Genomic DNA, 14,413 nt, shown 5'->3' with positions numbered 1-14,413 from the left:
CGAGAGAGATCCTCACGTGTCCGGTCATGCGATCCTTCCGCTCCGCAGTCCGAGGCCGGACCACACGGTGGGTAGGTGGTCGCCGCGCCGGACCCTGGCGACTCGCCAGCCGCTCCGGCGCAGCTCGTTCTCGGTGGCGTCCGCGGCGGCGGTCAGGCGGGCCGCCTTCTCGGTCGCCTCGGCGCCGACCGCCCAGCTGGCCGCGTCGAGCAGCAGCGCGACGCCGATGGCCTGGCTGGTCCGCCAGCGGTTCAGCGAGGTGACGTCCTCGGAGCTGCACGCGCCGAGGATCGCGATCACCAGGCTCGGATCATGGGTATGCCGGTCGACGGTCAGCAGCGGACCGATCTCGGCGTACTTGTGTTCCTCGACGGTCGCGCACTCGGTCAGCAACTGCTGTGTGGTGAGCGGCTGGTGGACGGAGGCCGAGGTGCGGTGGGTGATCGCCGACAGCGTGGTCGTGCCACCGAGCATCGTGGTCGCGTAGCCGCGGCGGATCCGGTCGATGCCGACCGAGGCGGCCGCGCTGACGGCCCACTCGAGGCTCGACGACGGGCCGTGGCCGTGGTGGGAGATGGTCCGTGCGTCCAGGAACATCGCGCACCGGCTCTGCCAGGGCTGCTCCTCCCGCCGCACCATCAGCTCACCGCGGCGGGCGGTCGACCGCCAGTGCACCCGGCGGAGGTCGTCACCGTCGCGGTACTCGCGAACCGTCGCGTCCTCCTCGCCGGCCGATGCGATCGCCCGCGGCCGATTCTCACCAGAGCCGGCGCGGTCCGCACCCAGCCGGATCTCCGGCAGCCGGTAGACCCGCGGCGTCACCAGCAGATGCTGGCTGCGGGTGAACGTACGGCTCGTCTCGACCAGTCCGAACGGGTCGGCCACGGTCAGCATCAACGGCCCGACCTGGAACAGCCCACGGACATCGGACTTGACCGAGTAGGTGACGGTACGACGCCAGTTCGGGCTGACCCGGTCGACCACGAAGCGCGGCCGGTGACCCAGCACGTAGGGGATCCGGTCCTCGAGCAGGAGCAGACCAGCCGGCATCCGGCCTTGGTTGCTCAAGGCAAGCTCCACCGTCGCCTGCGTCCCCACCGGCACCTGGTCCGGCGCGAGGCTGCGTCGTACCTGCAACCGCAGCCTGGTCCGTCCGACCACGAGCGCCGCGACCACCGGCAGCGCGACCAGCAGGATGCCGACGCGCAGCAAGTCCTTCTGCCCGAGCAGGAGTGCACACAGCGACGCGGTGATGCCGGCCGCGACGAACGCCCGCCCTCTGGTGGTCAGCCCGCGCAGTGCCTGCCGCATGTCTCAGTCCCGACGAGTGCGGGGGAGTGCCACTGTGGACACCAGCCCGGAGATGATGTCGGCTGCACCGCGCCCACCGAGATGCGCCTCAGCCGCAGGAAGAACACGGTGCGCCAGCACGGGCACCGCGAGCTCTTGAACATCGTCCGGGAGCACGAACTCCCGGGAGTCGAGTGCCGCCGCCGCGCGGGCCGCCCGGATCAGATGCAGGGTGGACCGCGGGCTCGCACCCAGCCGGAGCTCCTGCGATCGACGGGTCGCGCCGACCAGGGCGACGGCGTACTCCTTGACGCCCTCGGACACGTGCACCGACTGCACCGTCTTCACCAGTCGCAGGATCTGCTGGCCGTCAGTGACCGGTTGCAGGCTCTTCAGCGGATCGTCGGCGGCGTGACCGTCGAGCATCCGCAGCTCGGCGGCCGGCTCCGGGTAGCCCATCGAGACGCGGGCCATGAAGCGGTCGCGCTGCGCCTCGGGGAGCGGGTAGGTGCCTTCCATCTCGATCGGGTTCTGGGTCGCGATGACCATGAACGGCGCCTCGAGCTGGTACGTCGTGGTGTCGACGGTGACCTGGCGCTCTTCCATCGACTCCAGCAGCGCGGCCTGGGTCTTCGGCGACGCACGGTTGATCTCGTCGCCGACCACGATGTTCGCGAACACCGCGCCGGGCTTGAACTCGAAGTCGCGGATCTCCTGGTTGAAGACCGAGACGCCGGTGATGTCCGACGGCAGCAGGTCCGGGGTGAACTGGATCCGGCGCACGGTGCAGTCGATCGACCGGGCCAGCGCCTTGGCCAGCATCGTCTTGCCGACGCCCGGTACGTCCTCGATCAGAAGGTGGCCTTCGGCCAGCAGGACCGTGACGGCGACCTCGACCACGTCGGGTTTGCCCTCGATCACCTGCTCGATGGCCCGGCGGACTCGTCCCGCCACCTCGGCCAGTTCGTCGAAGTCCCCGGCTCCTGCCAGCGCCGAGCTGGTCGCGGTACTGCTCACCCTGAGTCCTCCCCATTCGTTGACGGCCGACACATTCTCACCCGCTGTAGGGGCCGGGCCTAGAGCATCGGAAGTTTCGTTACCTGGCGTTTCGGTGTTCATCGGCACAGGCCCTCACCGGCTGGGTCGGAAAGTCGTCCCTCCAAGCGTACGGGCGGCGAAAACAAACTGCCGGGGGTTACGACGGCTCTGGGCGCCGAATGGTTCATCCCGATGCGGAGCGGAGTGGAAACAGCACCGAGTGGAGCGAAGTGGAGATGTCCGGTGGAGCGGAGTGGAGAACGCCGGTGGAGCGAAGTGGAGGAAGGCCAGGCGCCTGACCAGGCAGCGACACGCGGGAACGCCGGGTGGGATTCGCGGCGCGGGTGGGGGAAACGGGCGGAAGTTGGTTGACGGTGGTGGAAAGTGGAGTAAGGTGGAGCGCAGTGGAACCGAAGTGGTGGAAACAGCTCGCCTGAGACGGAGAGTCCGCAACGGGGAGGTGGAGCGTGTTCCTCGGAACTCACTTCCCCAAGCTCGACGACAAAGGCCGGTTGTTCCTGCCGGCGAAGTTCCGCGACGAACTGGCCGACGGCCTGGTGATCACGCGTGGACAGGAGCGGTCGCTGTCCGTGTGGCCCGAGCGCGAGTTCATCCAACTGACAGAGCAGCTGAAGCAGGCGCCGATCACCAACAAGGGTGCGCGGGACTATCTGCGGATGCTGTTTGCCGGAGCCTCGAACGAGGTGCCGGACAAGCAGGGCCGGGTCACCATCCCGCCGATGCTGCGCGATTACGCCGGACTGGATCGCGACTGCGTCGTCATCGGGGCGATGAACAGGGTGGAGATCTGGAACACCGAGAACTGGAACAGGTACTCGCAAGAGCAGGAGCAGGCCTTCGCGGACCTGTCCGAAGAGGTATTGCCAGGCATCTTCTGAAGGCAAAGCGTTTCCAGCTGAACAGTGGGCGAGCAGGACCGAGAACACACCGACCGTCCGGTGAGATCACGGGTCCGACTTCCGACCTCAAGCCCTTGGCGCCACTTCCCCGGCGCCAAGACCGACGAGGTACTTCCCCGGAAGGCGTACCCGCGATCTGACCGGACGGTGTCACTCAGGGTCACTCAGGATCACTCAGGATCACTCGAAACACCCGCACCACAGCGACTCCCTCCACCCCGCCCCACCGCAGGACAGGTACCACGTACGACGGCGACCCGGATCCGCGACATCCGGAGCGGCGACCAACCGGAAGGCCGGCAGGCCCGACGGGCAGCACAGCAGTACAGAACCTGCGGGGGCAGGGTCGCTCCCGCGGCGACGGGAAGGGTCGAGGATGAACGCTGCGGAGCGGCATGTGCCGGTGATGCTGGAGCGCGTGGTCGCGCTGCTGGCGCCGGCGCTCGCGCATCCCGGCGCGGTCCTCGTCGACGCGACCCTCGGCCTCGGTGGTCACTCCGAGGCGTTCCTGCGCAGCTTTCCCGACGCCCGGCTGATCGGCTTCGACCGCGACCCCGAGGCGCTGCGCCTCGCCGGTGACCGGTTGGCGCCGTACGAGGAGCGGATCACCCTCGTGCACGCGGTGTACGACCAACTCCCGCGGGCGCTCGCGGACCTCGGCGTACCGGCGATCGACGGGATCCTGTTCGACCTGGGCGTCTCGTCGATGCAGTTGGACGAGGCCGACCGTGGATTCGCCTACGCGCAGGACGCGCCGCTGGACATGCGGATGGACAGCACCGGTCCGACCACCGCGGCCGACATCGTGAACACCTACAGCGCGGCGGACCTGGCCCGGATCCTGTTCCAGTACGGCGAGGAGAAGTTCGCCCGGCGGATCGCGGACCGGATCGTGCGGGAGCGCGAGACCGAGCCGTTCACCACCAGCGCGCGACTGTCCGAGCTGGTCCGGAACGCGATCCCGCAGGCTGCCCGTCGTACTGGCGGACATCCGGCGAAGCGGACGTTCCAGGCGCTGCGGATCGAGGTGAACGGCGAGCTCGAGGTGCTCCGGCGCGCGCTGCCGGCCGCGCTCGCGGCACTGGCGCTGCACGGGCGGATCGTGGTGATGAGCTACCAGTCCCTGGAGGACCGGATCACCAAGCAGACGTTCGCGGCTGCCACGAAGTCCGACGTACCTGACGACCTGCCGGTCATTCCGGCCGGGCACGAGCCGTACCTGAAGTTGCTGACCCGCGGTGCCGAGCGGCCGACCGAGGAAGAGGTCGCGGCGAACCCGCGGGCCGCCTCCGCTCGCGTGCGAGCCGCCGAACGAATCCGGGAGAAAGGGCTGGTGGCCTGATGAGTACTGTCTTCAGTCCGTCCAAGGCACGGGTCACGCCGGCGCCGGCCAAGCGGTCGGAGCCGAAGCTGCGGGTCGTCTACGGCGCGCCGTTCCGGCCGCCGCGGATGCCGTTCGTCATCTTCGTGGTGTCGCTGCTGGCGGCCGGCCTGGTCGGTCTGCTGCTGCTCAACACCGAGCTGCAGAGCGGGACCTTCCACGTCACCGAGCTGAACAAGCAGGCCGATCAGCTGCGGGACCAGCAGGAGCAGTTGGAGAAGCAGGTCCGCACGCTGGAGTCGCCGCAGAACCTGGCTGACCGGGCGCTGAAGATGGGCATGGTGCCGAACCCCAACCCGGTCTTCCTGCGACTGTCCGACGGGCGGGTGCTCGGTGTGCCGCAGGAAGGCAAGGCCGGGACCGGCGCGGCGATGTTCGGTCCCAGCGCGGCACCGAAGCCGGCCGTCACGCCGACGCCTCCGGTCGTCACGCCTCAACCTCCGCTCGTCACGGCCAAGCCGCCGGCCGGCACGGTGAAGCCTCCGGCCGGGACGGTCAAGCCGGGGACGGTGAAGCCGGGTACGGCGACCGCACGGACAGGAACGGCGACGGGTAACAAGCCGCCCGCCACCACCACGAACTCCCCGCGCACCGGTACGACGACAGGGGCGCAGGGCACCACGACCACCGGGGGATGATCGGATGACGGACCGACGGGGCAGCGAGCCGCCACGCAGGCGTGGCACCGAGCCGGGCCGGGGCGGCACGCCCCGCAAGGCTCAGCCTCGCCGTCCGTCCGTCACCGACAGCAATCGCTCCACCCCCCAGCGTCCGGAATCCACCCGGGACCGTCTCCTCCGCCAAGCCCGCGAAGAGCAGGAGCGCGCCGCTCAGCCGAGTCCCGCTCCGCGCCGTCCGGTGAAGAAGGCGGAACCGAAGAAGCGCGTGAGCTCGAACGGCGCCCGCCCGGCAACCCGCCGTACGACGGGTGAGACCGACCCGAGGAAGAGGCCGGTCAAGAAGACGGCGGCCCGGAAGGGCCCTGCCGCGAAGAAGAGTCCGGCGAAGAAGAGGCCTCCGCAGAACCGGCCGGCTCCTCGGCCCAAGAAGCGGAAGGTGAAGCGGGCGCCTCGGACTTTGAAGTTGGGACGGCCGACCTTGCGGCTGCGGGTGACGTTCGGGGTGATGGCGTTCGTACTGTCGCTGTTCGCCGGGCGGCTGGTGCTGCTGCAGGGCGTCGACCCGGACAGCTACGCCCAGGCGGCCAGCCGGGAGAACACCAAGCCGTTCCCCCTGTACGCCTCCCGCGGCGCGATCGTCGACCGCAACGGCGTCCCGTTCTCGGTCTCCGAGGACGCGGTCGCGATCACCGCCGACCCGACCCAGACCGGCCCGGTCGCGACGCAGCTCGCCGGGATCCTGGCTCCCAAGGTCTCCGGTACGACGTACGACAAGCTCGTCACCGCGATGACCGGGAAGGGCCGGTACGTCCGTCTGGCCCGTCAGGTCGCCCCGCAGACCTGGAACGAGATCCAGGCCGCGATGAAGCAGCGCAACGCCGACATCAACGAGCAGAACAAGGCCAAGCCGCAGGACCAGAAGGCCCCGCTGCTGGCCGGTCTCTACACCGAGGACGACCCGGTCCGCAGTCACCCGAACGGCACCATCGCCGCGAACGTGGTCGGTGTAGTCGGCGGCGACGGCAAGGGCCTGTCCGGGCTCGAGTACGGGCTGAACGACAAGCTGTCCGGTCAGGACGGCAAGGCGATGTACGAGGTCGACACCAAGGGCAACAAGATCCCGAACGCGAACCACACGGTCGAGGAGCCGAAGCCCGGCGTCGGCGTGCAGCTCACCCTGGACGCCGACCTGCAGTGGTTCGCGGAGAAGCGGATCCAGCAGGCGGTAGAGCAGTACCACGCCAGCTCCGGCACGGTCGTCACGCTGGACGTGCCCTCCGGCGAGATCCTGGCGATGGCGAACTACCCGAGCTTCGACCCGAACAAGAAGGTCACCTCGCCGAGCCAGTTGAAGAACCCCGCGCTGGAGCGGACCTACGAGCCGGGCAGTGTGCAGAAGGTTGTCACGATGGCCGCTCTCGCCGACGCCGGCCTGATCGACCTGAACACCAAGCTCCGGGTGCCGGGCAGCATCGAGGTGCAGCGGCGCACGATCAAGGACCACTGGGACCACGGTTCGCTGAACCTCACCATCGCCGGGGTGGTCGCGAAGTCGTCGAACGTCGGCACGATCATGGCCGCGCAGCAGATGCGGATCCCGCAGTTCGTGAAGTATCTGCACGACTTCGGCTTCGGCGCGCCGACCGGGCTGAACTACCCGGGCGAGAGCAAGGGCCTGATGCCGCCGGGGGACGAGTGGACCGAGCTGACCCGGTCGAACGTCGCGTTCGGTCAGGGCCTGTCGGCGAACGCGGTGCAGATGGCCGCCGCGGTGAACGCGGTCGCCAACGGCGGTGTGTACGTGCCGCCGAAGCTGGTCCGCAACTACGTCGACGCGAACGGCACCACGACCCCGAACCAGACCGCGCCGCCGCGCCGGGTGGTGAGCGAGAAGGCCGCCAAGGAGGTCGCCACGATGATGGAGGCGGTGACCGCGAAGAAGGGCACCGCACCACAGGCGGCAATCGACGGCTACCTGGTGGCCGGCAAGACCGGAACCGCCCAGGAAGTCGACTCGGCCTGCGGCTGCTACCGCAAGTGGGCGACTTCTTTTGCGGGATTTGCCCCAGCCGACAACCCACGGTTCGTGACGTACGTCGTACTGCACGACCCGCGGGGTGCGCGGGGTGGTGGCTTCCAAGGAGGACCGGTGTTCCGAGACGTGATGAGCTACGCGCTGCAGAAGTACGTCGTCCCGCCGACGGGGGCGAAGCAGCCCGACGTTCCCACCACCTGGTGACGCAGGGTCAGGTAGGAGTCACAGTGCCAGGAGCGGTAGCCTCTGGGCCCGTGTCCACCCCTTCCGCCGCAGGCGGCGCCGTCGCAGCGATCAGGCCACGGCACATCGTGCCGGTCGATCTCGCCGAGGTCGCCAGGGTCGCCCACGCGCGGACCCCGGCAGCGTCCGTCCATGTCACGGGTGTATCGCTCGACTCGCGTTCCATCCTTCCTGGTGACTTGTACGCCGCTCTGCCGGGTGCGATCACGCACGGTGCGGCCTTCGTGGCAAAGGCGGAGCAGTCCGGGGCGGTCGCCGTACTGACTGATCCCACCGGCGAGGAGCGGGCGAACGCGACCGGTCTGCCGGTGCTGGTGGTCGACAAGCCGCGAGACGTGCTCGGCGCGGTCGCCGCCCGGATCTACGGCGAGCCGACCAGTGAGCTGCGGTTGCTCGGTATCACCGGCACGAACGGCAAGACCACCACCTGCTTCCTGCTGGACGCCGTACTGCGCCGGATCGGCCAGGCGGCGTTGATCGGGACGATCGAGACGCGGATCGGCGATGAGGTGGTGAAGAGCGTCCGGACCACTCCGGAGGCGACCGATCTGCAGGCGCTGTTCGCGGTGATGCGGGAGCACGCGGTCGCGTGGTGCTCGATGGAGGTGTCGAGCCACGCACTGGCGATGGGCCGCGTGGACGGCGCGCGCTTCGCGGTGGCCGGGTTCACCAACCTGACCCAGGACCACCTGGACTTCCACAACACGTTCGAGGAGTACTTCGCCGCGAAGGCCTCGCTGTTCACCCCGGAGCGGTGTGATGTGGCGGTGGTGACCATCGACGACGAGTACGGACGCCGGTTGGCCGCGCAGACCGTCGTACCGCTCGTGACTGTGTCCACGACCGGCGAAGCCGACTGGACGGTCGCGAGCCGGCACCAGTCCGAGCACGGCACAACCGTCCTGGACATCCAAGGGCCGGGGGAGACGCTGACTGTCGAGATCGCGTTGCCCGGTGACTTCAACGTGGCGAACGCCCTGCTCGCGACCGCGATGCTGCGGCAGCTCGACGTACCCGCGGAGGCGATCGCGGCCGGACTGCGGACCGCGACCGTGCCCGGGCGGATGGAGACATTCACCCGCGAGGACGGCTTGGCGGTGATCGTGGACTACGCGCACACGCCGGACGCGGTCGAGCTCGCGCTGAAGGCCGCGCGCGGCGCGACGAAGGGCCGGCTGTTCGCCATCGTGGGCTGCGGCGGCGACCGTGACGCGGGCAAGCGCCCGCAGATGGGCGCCGCGGCCGCGCGCGGCTCGGACGTCGTCATCGTCACCGACGACAACCCGCGCAGCGAGGACCCGGCGACGATCCGCGCCGCCGCGCTCGAGGGTGCCCGGCAGGCGGTTCCGGGCGTCGACCTGCACGAGATCGGTGACCGGAGGCGGGCCATCGCGACCGTGATCGACCTGGCCGGACCGGGCGACACCATCGTCGTACTGGGCAAGGGCCATGAGACAGGCCAGGACGTCGGCGGTGTGATCCACCCGTTCGACGACCGCCAAACTGTGCGTGAGTTGCTGGAGGCTGAGCGGTGATCGGAGTCAGGTGCGGTGAGATCGCCGAGGCGGTCCACGGCGAGCTGGTGGGTGTGGACCCGTCGGCCGTCGTCGACGGTGCGGTGGTGATCGATTCGCGAGCCGCCGCTCCCGGCGGGTTGTTCGTCGCCCTGCCCGGTGAGCGGGTCGAAGGGCACGACTTCGTCGGTACGGCGTCCGAGGCCGGCGTCACGGCGTCACTCACGTCGCGGCCGATCGATGGTGCTCCTTGCATCGTCGTCGCGGACACGCAGAAGGCGCTCGGTGACCTGGCCCGCCTAGTGGTCAGCCGGCTGCCCGACCTGGTCGTGATCGCCCTGACCGGCTCGTCCGGCAAGACCAGCACGAAGGACCTGATCGCACAGCTGATCCGCCCGTACGGCGAGACGGTGTCGCCGGAGAACTCGTTCAACAACGAGATCGGCCACCCGCTCACCGCGCTGCAGGCGACCGAGAGCACGAAGTACCTGGTGGCCGAGATGGGTGCGCGGCACATCGGCGATCTGACGTACCTGTGCGGGATCACGCCGCCGCGGGTCGGTCTGGTCCTGAACGTCGGGACGTCGCACATCGGCGAGTTCGGCTCCCAGGACAACATCGCGCTCGGCAAGGGCGAAGTGATCGAGGCCGTCGTCCCCGGCGGTACGGCGATCCTCAACGCCGACGACCATCGGGTCGCGGCGATGCGGAGCCGGACGCAGGCGCGAGTGCTGACCTTCGGCGAGGCGCCGGAGGCGGACATCCGCGCCGAGGGCGTCAAGCTCGACGCCGAGGGTCGCCCCGCGTTCACCGTGCACCTCGGCGACTTCGCCGGCGAAGTGCAGCTGCAGCTCATCGGCGAGCACCACGTGTCGAACGCACTGGCCGCGGCAGCCGTCGCCTCGGCGCTCGGCCTCACCCCCGAACAGATCGTGGCCGGGTTGAACTCGGCAGGCCGGGTGTCGGCGGCGCGGATGGAGCTGGTCGAGCGGGCGGACGGCGTCACGATCATCAACGACGCCTTCAACGCGAACCCGGACTCGACGCGGGCGGCGCTGAAGGCGCTGGTCGCGATCGGACGGTCCCGCGGCGCGCGGACCTGGGCGGTGCTCGGCGAGATGCTCGAGCTCGGCGACACCTCGACCGAGGAGCACGACGCGATCGGCCGGCTCGTGGTCAGGCTGGACGTGAACCGGTTGCTCGTGGTCGGTGCTGGGGCGAAACCGATCCATCTCGGTGCCTCCCTGGAAGGATCCTGGGGCAACGAGTCGGCGTACGTCGACACGATCCCGGAGGCGCTGGAACTGCTGCGGTCCGAGCTGCGCCCGGGTGACGTCGTACTGGTCAAGTCCTCGAAGGCGGCGAAGTTGCGCAGCCTCGCCGATGCTCTGCTGCCCGGACGCGATGAGCTGTCCAAATCTGAGGGAGCCGCGCAGTGATCTCGATCCTGTTCGCCGGCGCCGTGTCGATGGTGCTGACGCTGCTCGGCACTCGCTGGGCGATCACCCTGCTGTCCAGACGTGGCTACGGCCAGGAGATCCGCGACGACGGCCCGACCTCGCACCACACCAAGCGCGGTACGCCGACCATGGGCGGCACCGTCTTCATCGTCGCCACCATCGTCGGGTACTTCGCGGCGAAGCTGTTCACGATGATCAGCGGCCACGGGAGCGCACCGACCGCCTCGGCGCTCCTGGTGCTGTTCCTGTTCGCCGGCATGGGCGCGGTCGGCTTCCTGGACGACTTCATCAAGATCGTCCGCCAGCGCAGCCTGGGCCTGCGCAGCAAGGCGAAACTGGCCGGCCAGACGTTGGTCGCGGTCGCCTTCGCGGTCCTCGCGCTGCAGTTCCCGGACGAACGTGGCCAGCGTCCGGCCTCGCCGTTCATCTCGTTCATCCGCGACATCAACTGGCTGCACCTGGCCGGGATCCTGGTGGTGATCTGGATCCTGCTGCTGATCGCCGGCATGTCGAACGGCGTCAACCTGGTCGACGGCCTGGACGGTCTGGCCACCGGCGCGTCGATGATGGTGTTCGGTGCGTACACCCTGATCTGCATCTGGCAGTTCAACCAGAGTTGCGCGTCGTTCCCGACCGCCAAGTGCTACGAGGTCCGCGATCCACACGACCTGGCCGTGGTGGCCGCCGCTCTGACCGGTGCGCTGTTCGGCTTCCTGTGGTGGAACGCGTCGCCCGCGAAGATCTTCATGGGCGACACCGGCTCGCTGTCGCTGGGTGGTGCGCTGGCCGGCTTCGCGGTGATGACCCGGACCGAACTGCTGGTGCTGCTGCTCGGCGGGCTGTTCGTCATCGTCACCGCCTCGGTCATCCTCCAGGTCGGCTACTTCAAGCTGACCGGGGGCAAGCGATTGTTCCGGATGGCACCGCTGCACCATCACTTCGAGATGCTCGGGTGGGAACAGGTCAACGTGGTGATCCGGTTCTGGATCATCCAGGGCCTGTGCGTCGTGATCGGTCTCGGGCTGTTCTACGCGGAATGGGTGGCCGGATGAGTCTCGAAACACGCACCTCCGACGGTTGGGCAACGACCCGCTTCGTCGTCCTCGGCTTCGGTACGGCGGGCTACGCGTGCGCCGACTCGCTGCTGCAGGCCGGCGCCGAGCACGTCACCGTTCTGGACGACCGTGACAACGAGGCACTGCGCGAGAAGGCGCAGATCCTTGAGACCCTCGGCGCCACCATCACCCTCGGCCCGGGCACTACGGCGGAGCTCCCCAAGGACGTCGACATCGTGGTGACGTCGCCGGGCATCCCGCCGTACGCGCCATTGCTCGCGCACGCCGATGAGCGCGAGGTGCCGATCTGGAGCGAGATCGAGCTGGCCTGGCGGCTGCGGGACCCGGCGCACGCTGCTCCGTGGTTGTGCATCACCGGGACCAACGGCAAGACCACGACCGTGCAGATGCTGACCGCGATGCTGACCGCGGCCGGCCACCGTGCCGTTGCCGCGGGCAACGTCGGGCTGCCGCTGCTGGAAGTCGTGATGGACCCCGAACCGTACGACGTGATCGCGGTGGAGCTGTCCAGCTACCAGTTGCACTTCACCCACTCGATGTCCGCGCACTCGGCCGCCGTACTGAATCTCGCGCCGGACCATGTCGACTGGCACGGGTCGATGGAGGCCTACGCCAAGGACAAGGGCCGGATCTACGAGAACTGCCAGATCGCGTGCGTCTACAACGTCTCCGACCCGGTCACCGAACAGTTGGTGATCGATGCCGACGTGATCGAAGGTTGCCGCGCGATCGGTTTCACCCTCGGTACGCCGGGCCTGTCGATGGTCGGCCTGGTCGAGGATCTCCTGGTCGACCGCGCGTTCGTCGAGCAGCGGGAGACGTCGGCGCTGGAGCTGGCGAAGCTCGCGGACATCACCCCGGCCGCACCGCACAACGTGGCGAACGCATTGGCCGCCGCAGCACTCGCCAGGGCGTTCGGCGTACCGGCGACGGCGGTGCGGGACGGGCTGCGCGGGTTCACCCCGGACAAGCACCGGATCGCCCATGTCGCAGAAGTTGCCGGGGTCAACTATGTCGACGACTCGAAGGCGACGAACCCGCACGCGGCGCAGGCGTCGCTGCTCGCGTACGAGCACGTGGTCTGGATCGCCGGCGGTCAGGCGAAGGGTGCGACGTTCGACGGACTGGTGCTCGCGGCAAGGGAACGGCTGCGGGGTGTCGTACTGCTCGGCCAGGACAAGCAGGTGATCGCCGAAGCACTTGCCCGACACGCACCGGATGTCCCGGTAATCACTGTCGAGGCAACGGACACTGGAGCCATGCAGATCGTGGTGGGGGAGGCGGCGAAGCTGGCACAGGTGGGTGACACCGTGCTGCTCGCGCCCGGCTGCGCATCGTGGGACATGTTCGCCAACTACGGAGCCCGTGGGGACGCCTTCGCCGAAGCCGTGCGCCGGTTAGGGGGTGTCTGATGGTCCTGCGCCTACTGCGCGGCACTCGGCACGGCACCTCGCCGCACTGGCGCAAAGGCCACGATGCTCCGCATCGAGACCTCCGCTCCAGCACGCCGATGCACCGCACCGAGCACCTGCTCGCGACGGCGCAGGACCATCAGACACCCCCTGGGCGACAACTGATCCGGGAGTGATCGCGTGACGTCGATCGCGGATCAGCCCAAGAAAGCGCAGGACGAGCGGCCGTGGCTGGCCGCCATCCGCGAGGTGCTCGACCGGCCCCTGACGTCGTACCACATCCTGCTCGGTGCGACCGGCCTGCTGCTGGTGCTCGGGATGCTGATGGTGCTGTCGGCGTCCAGCGTGCTGTCGCTGCGGGCGAACGGGAACAGCTACACGATCTTCGTCCGCCAGCTGATCTGGGTCGGCGTCGGCCTGCCGATGGCCTACGTCGCCTCCCGGATGACGCCGCGGCACTTCCGCATGCTCGCGTACGTCGCTCTGCTCGGCTCGGTGTTCCTGCTGGTGCTGACCTACGTGCCGGGCCTCGGCGTCGGTGTGAAGGGCAACACCAACTGGCTGAACCTCGGTGGACCGCTGCAGATCCAGCCGAGTGAGTTCGCCAAGCTGGCGCTGGTGATGTGGTGTGCGGACCTTTACGCACGCAAGGAGAAGTTGCTGACCCAGTGGAAGCACCTGCTGGTCCCGATGGTGCCGGTCTGCGGTCTGGTGATCGCACTGGTCGTCGGGCAGCACGACCTCGGTACGGCGCTGGTGCTGATGGCTGTGATGATCGGCATGATCTGGGTGGTCGGCGCACCGACGCGGTTGTTCATCGCGACCATCACGGTGGTCGGCACGATCGCGTCGTACTTCGTCATCACCGCGAAGCACCGGATGGACCGGGTCTCGTCGTTCCTGGATCCGTTCACCGACCCGTCCGGCGTCGGCTGGCAGGCGTACCACTCGTTCTACGCGCTCTCGACCGGCGGTTGGTGGGGCGTCGGGATCGGCAACAGCCGGCAGAAGTGGGGCAACCTGCCGGAGGCCCACACCGACTTCATCTTCTCCGTGATCGGTGAGGAACTCGGCCTGTTCGGGTCACTCACCGTGCTCGCCCTGTTCCTCACTCTGGCGTACGCCGGGGTGCGGATCGCGACCCGGAACACCCAGCCGTTCGTCCGCTATGCGGCGGCCGGGATCACGGTCTGGATCATGGCGCAAACCCTGGTCAACCTGGGTGCTGTGATCGGACTGCTACCCATCGTGGGGATTCCGCTCCCGCTTTTGTCGTACGGTGGTTCCGCACTGCTGCCGACGCTGATCGCGATCGGCATGCTGCTGTCCTTCGCGAAGGCCGAACCCGGCGCGCAGGCCGCCCTGAAGGAGACCAGGCGGTCGCGGTTCGGGTGGCTGTCCTCGCGTACGTCCTGACGAGAACA

Annotated in this window: 13 protein-coding genes; 10 read left to right on the top strand and 3 right to left on the bottom strand. The window is 68.8% G+C overall.

Features of this window, described 5'->3' with window-relative positions; genetic code table 11:
* Nucleotides 1-24 precede the first annotated feature (24 nt).
* Together E0H75_RS17600 and E0H75_RS17595 are read right to left on the bottom strand one after the other, a co-directional pair.
* Nucleotides 25-1,311: a DUF58 domain-containing protein gene (locus E0H75_RS17600; RefSeq protein WP_131514607.1), complete on the bottom strand. Its 1,287-nt coding sequence runs from the start codon at nucleotides 1,309-1,311 to the stop codon at nucleotides 25-27.
* Between the two features lie 3 nt (nucleotides 1,312-1,314).
* Nucleotides 1,315-2,253, bottom strand: a complete 939-nt coding sequence (locus E0H75_RS17595; RefSeq protein ID WP_393384822.1) for an AAA family ATPase — start codon at nucleotides 2,251-2,253, stop codon at nucleotides 1,315-1,317.
* A 542-nt stretch (nucleotides 2,254-2,795) separates the two neighbouring features.
* On the opposite strand from E0H75_RS17595, the gene mraZ reads away from it, so the two are divergent.
* From mraZ to ftsL, 3 genes are all read left to right on the top strand, one after another.
* Nucleotides 2,796-3,227 (top strand): division/cell wall cluster transcriptional repressor MraZ, encoded by a 432-nt coding sequence (gene mraZ / locus E0H75_RS17590; protein ID WP_131514606.1) that lies wholly within the window; start codon nucleotides 2,796-2,798, stop codon nucleotides 3,225-3,227.
* A gap of 397 nt (nucleotides 3,228-3,624) precedes the next feature.
* Entirely contained in the window at nucleotides 3,625-4,590 is a 966-nt protein-coding gene (rsmH, locus tag E0H75_RS17585) for a 16S rRNA (cytosine(1402)-N(4))-methyltransferase RsmH (RefSeq protein ID WP_131514605.1), read from the top strand.
* The gene (ftsL, locus tag E0H75_RS17580; protein WP_131514604.1) at nucleotides 4,590-5,267 is read left to right on the top strand and encodes a cell division protein FtsL; all 678 of its coding nucleotides are present in this window, start codon (nucleotides 4,590-4,592) and stop codon (nucleotides 5,265-5,267) included. The genes rsmH and ftsL overlap by 1 nt, the downstream gene beginning before the upstream one ends.
* A gap of 192 nt (nucleotides 5,268-5,459) precedes the next feature.
* Here the strand turns inward: ftsL and E0H75_RS44180 are convergent, their stop codons facing one another.
* The gene (locus tag E0H75_RS44180) at nucleotides 5,460-5,675 is read right to left on the bottom strand and encodes a hypothetical protein (RefSeq protein WP_238163085.1); all 216 of its coding nucleotides are present in this window, start codon (nucleotides 5,673-5,675) and stop codon (nucleotides 5,460-5,462) included.
* Nucleotides 5,676-5,685: 10 nt separating this feature from the next.
* Between E0H75_RS44180 and E0H75_RS17575 the strand changes: the two genes are divergently transcribed.
* Genes E0H75_RS17575 through ftsW form a run of 7 tightly spaced genes read left to right on the top strand, consistent with a single transcriptional unit; the run spans nucleotide 5,686 to nucleotide 14,405 of the window.
* Nucleotides 5,686-7,488 (top strand): peptidoglycan D,D-transpeptidase FtsI family protein, encoded by a 1,803-nt coding sequence (locus E0H75_RS17575; RefSeq protein WP_238163084.1) that lies wholly within the window; start codon nucleotides 5,686-5,688, stop codon nucleotides 7,486-7,488.
* Between the two features lie 50 nt (nucleotides 7,489-7,538).
* The gene (locus E0H75_RS17570; protein WP_131514602.1) at nucleotides 7,539-9,062 is read left to right on the top strand and encodes a UDP-N-acetylmuramoyl-L-alanyl-D-glutamate--2,6-diaminopimelate ligase; all 1,524 of its coding nucleotides are present in this window, start codon (nucleotides 7,539-7,541) and stop codon (nucleotides 9,060-9,062) included.
* Nucleotides 9,059-10,480, top strand: a complete 1,422-nt coding sequence (locus tag E0H75_RS17565; RefSeq protein WP_131514601.1) for a UDP-N-acetylmuramoyl-tripeptide--D-alanyl-D-alanine ligase — start codon at nucleotides 9,059-9,061, stop codon at nucleotides 10,478-10,480. Before E0H75_RS17570 ends, E0H75_RS17565 begins: the two co-directional genes overlap by 4 nt.
* Nucleotides 10,477-11,553 (top strand): phospho-N-acetylmuramoyl-pentapeptide-transferase, encoded by a 1,077-nt coding sequence (gene mraY / locus E0H75_RS17560; RefSeq protein WP_131351395.1) that lies wholly within the window; start codon nucleotides 10,477-10,479, stop codon nucleotides 11,551-11,553. The genes E0H75_RS17565 and mraY overlap by 4 nt, the downstream gene beginning before the upstream one ends.
* Entirely contained in the window at nucleotides 11,550-12,989 is a 1,440-nt protein-coding gene (gene murD / locus E0H75_RS17555; protein WP_131514600.1) for a UDP-N-acetylmuramoyl-L-alanine--D-glutamate ligase, read from the top strand. Before mraY ends, murD begins: the two co-directional genes overlap by 4 nt.
* Nucleotides 12,989-13,165, top strand: coding sequence for a hypothetical protein (locus tag E0H75_RS43110; protein WP_165553806.1), 177 nt, complete (start codon nucleotides 12,989-12,991; stop codon nucleotides 13,163-13,165). Before murD ends, E0H75_RS43110 begins: the two co-directional genes overlap by 1 nt.
* A 4-nt stretch (nucleotides 13,166-13,169) precedes the next feature.
* Nucleotides 13,170-14,405, top strand: coding sequence for a putative lipid II flippase FtsW (gene ftsW, locus E0H75_RS17545; protein WP_131514599.1), 1,236 nt, complete (start codon nucleotides 13,170-13,172; stop codon nucleotides 14,403-14,405).
* Nucleotides 14,406-14,413 lie beyond the last annotated feature (8 nt).

The sequence above is a fragment of the Kribbella capetownensis genome, from assembly GCF_004331485.1.
Lineage (GTDB): Bacteria > Actinomycetota > Actinomycetes > Propionibacteriales > Kribbellaceae > Kribbella > Kribbella capetownensis.
The sequence above is the reverse complement of the archived record's forward strand: the minus strand, read 5'-3'. Positions and strand labels throughout refer to the sequence as shown.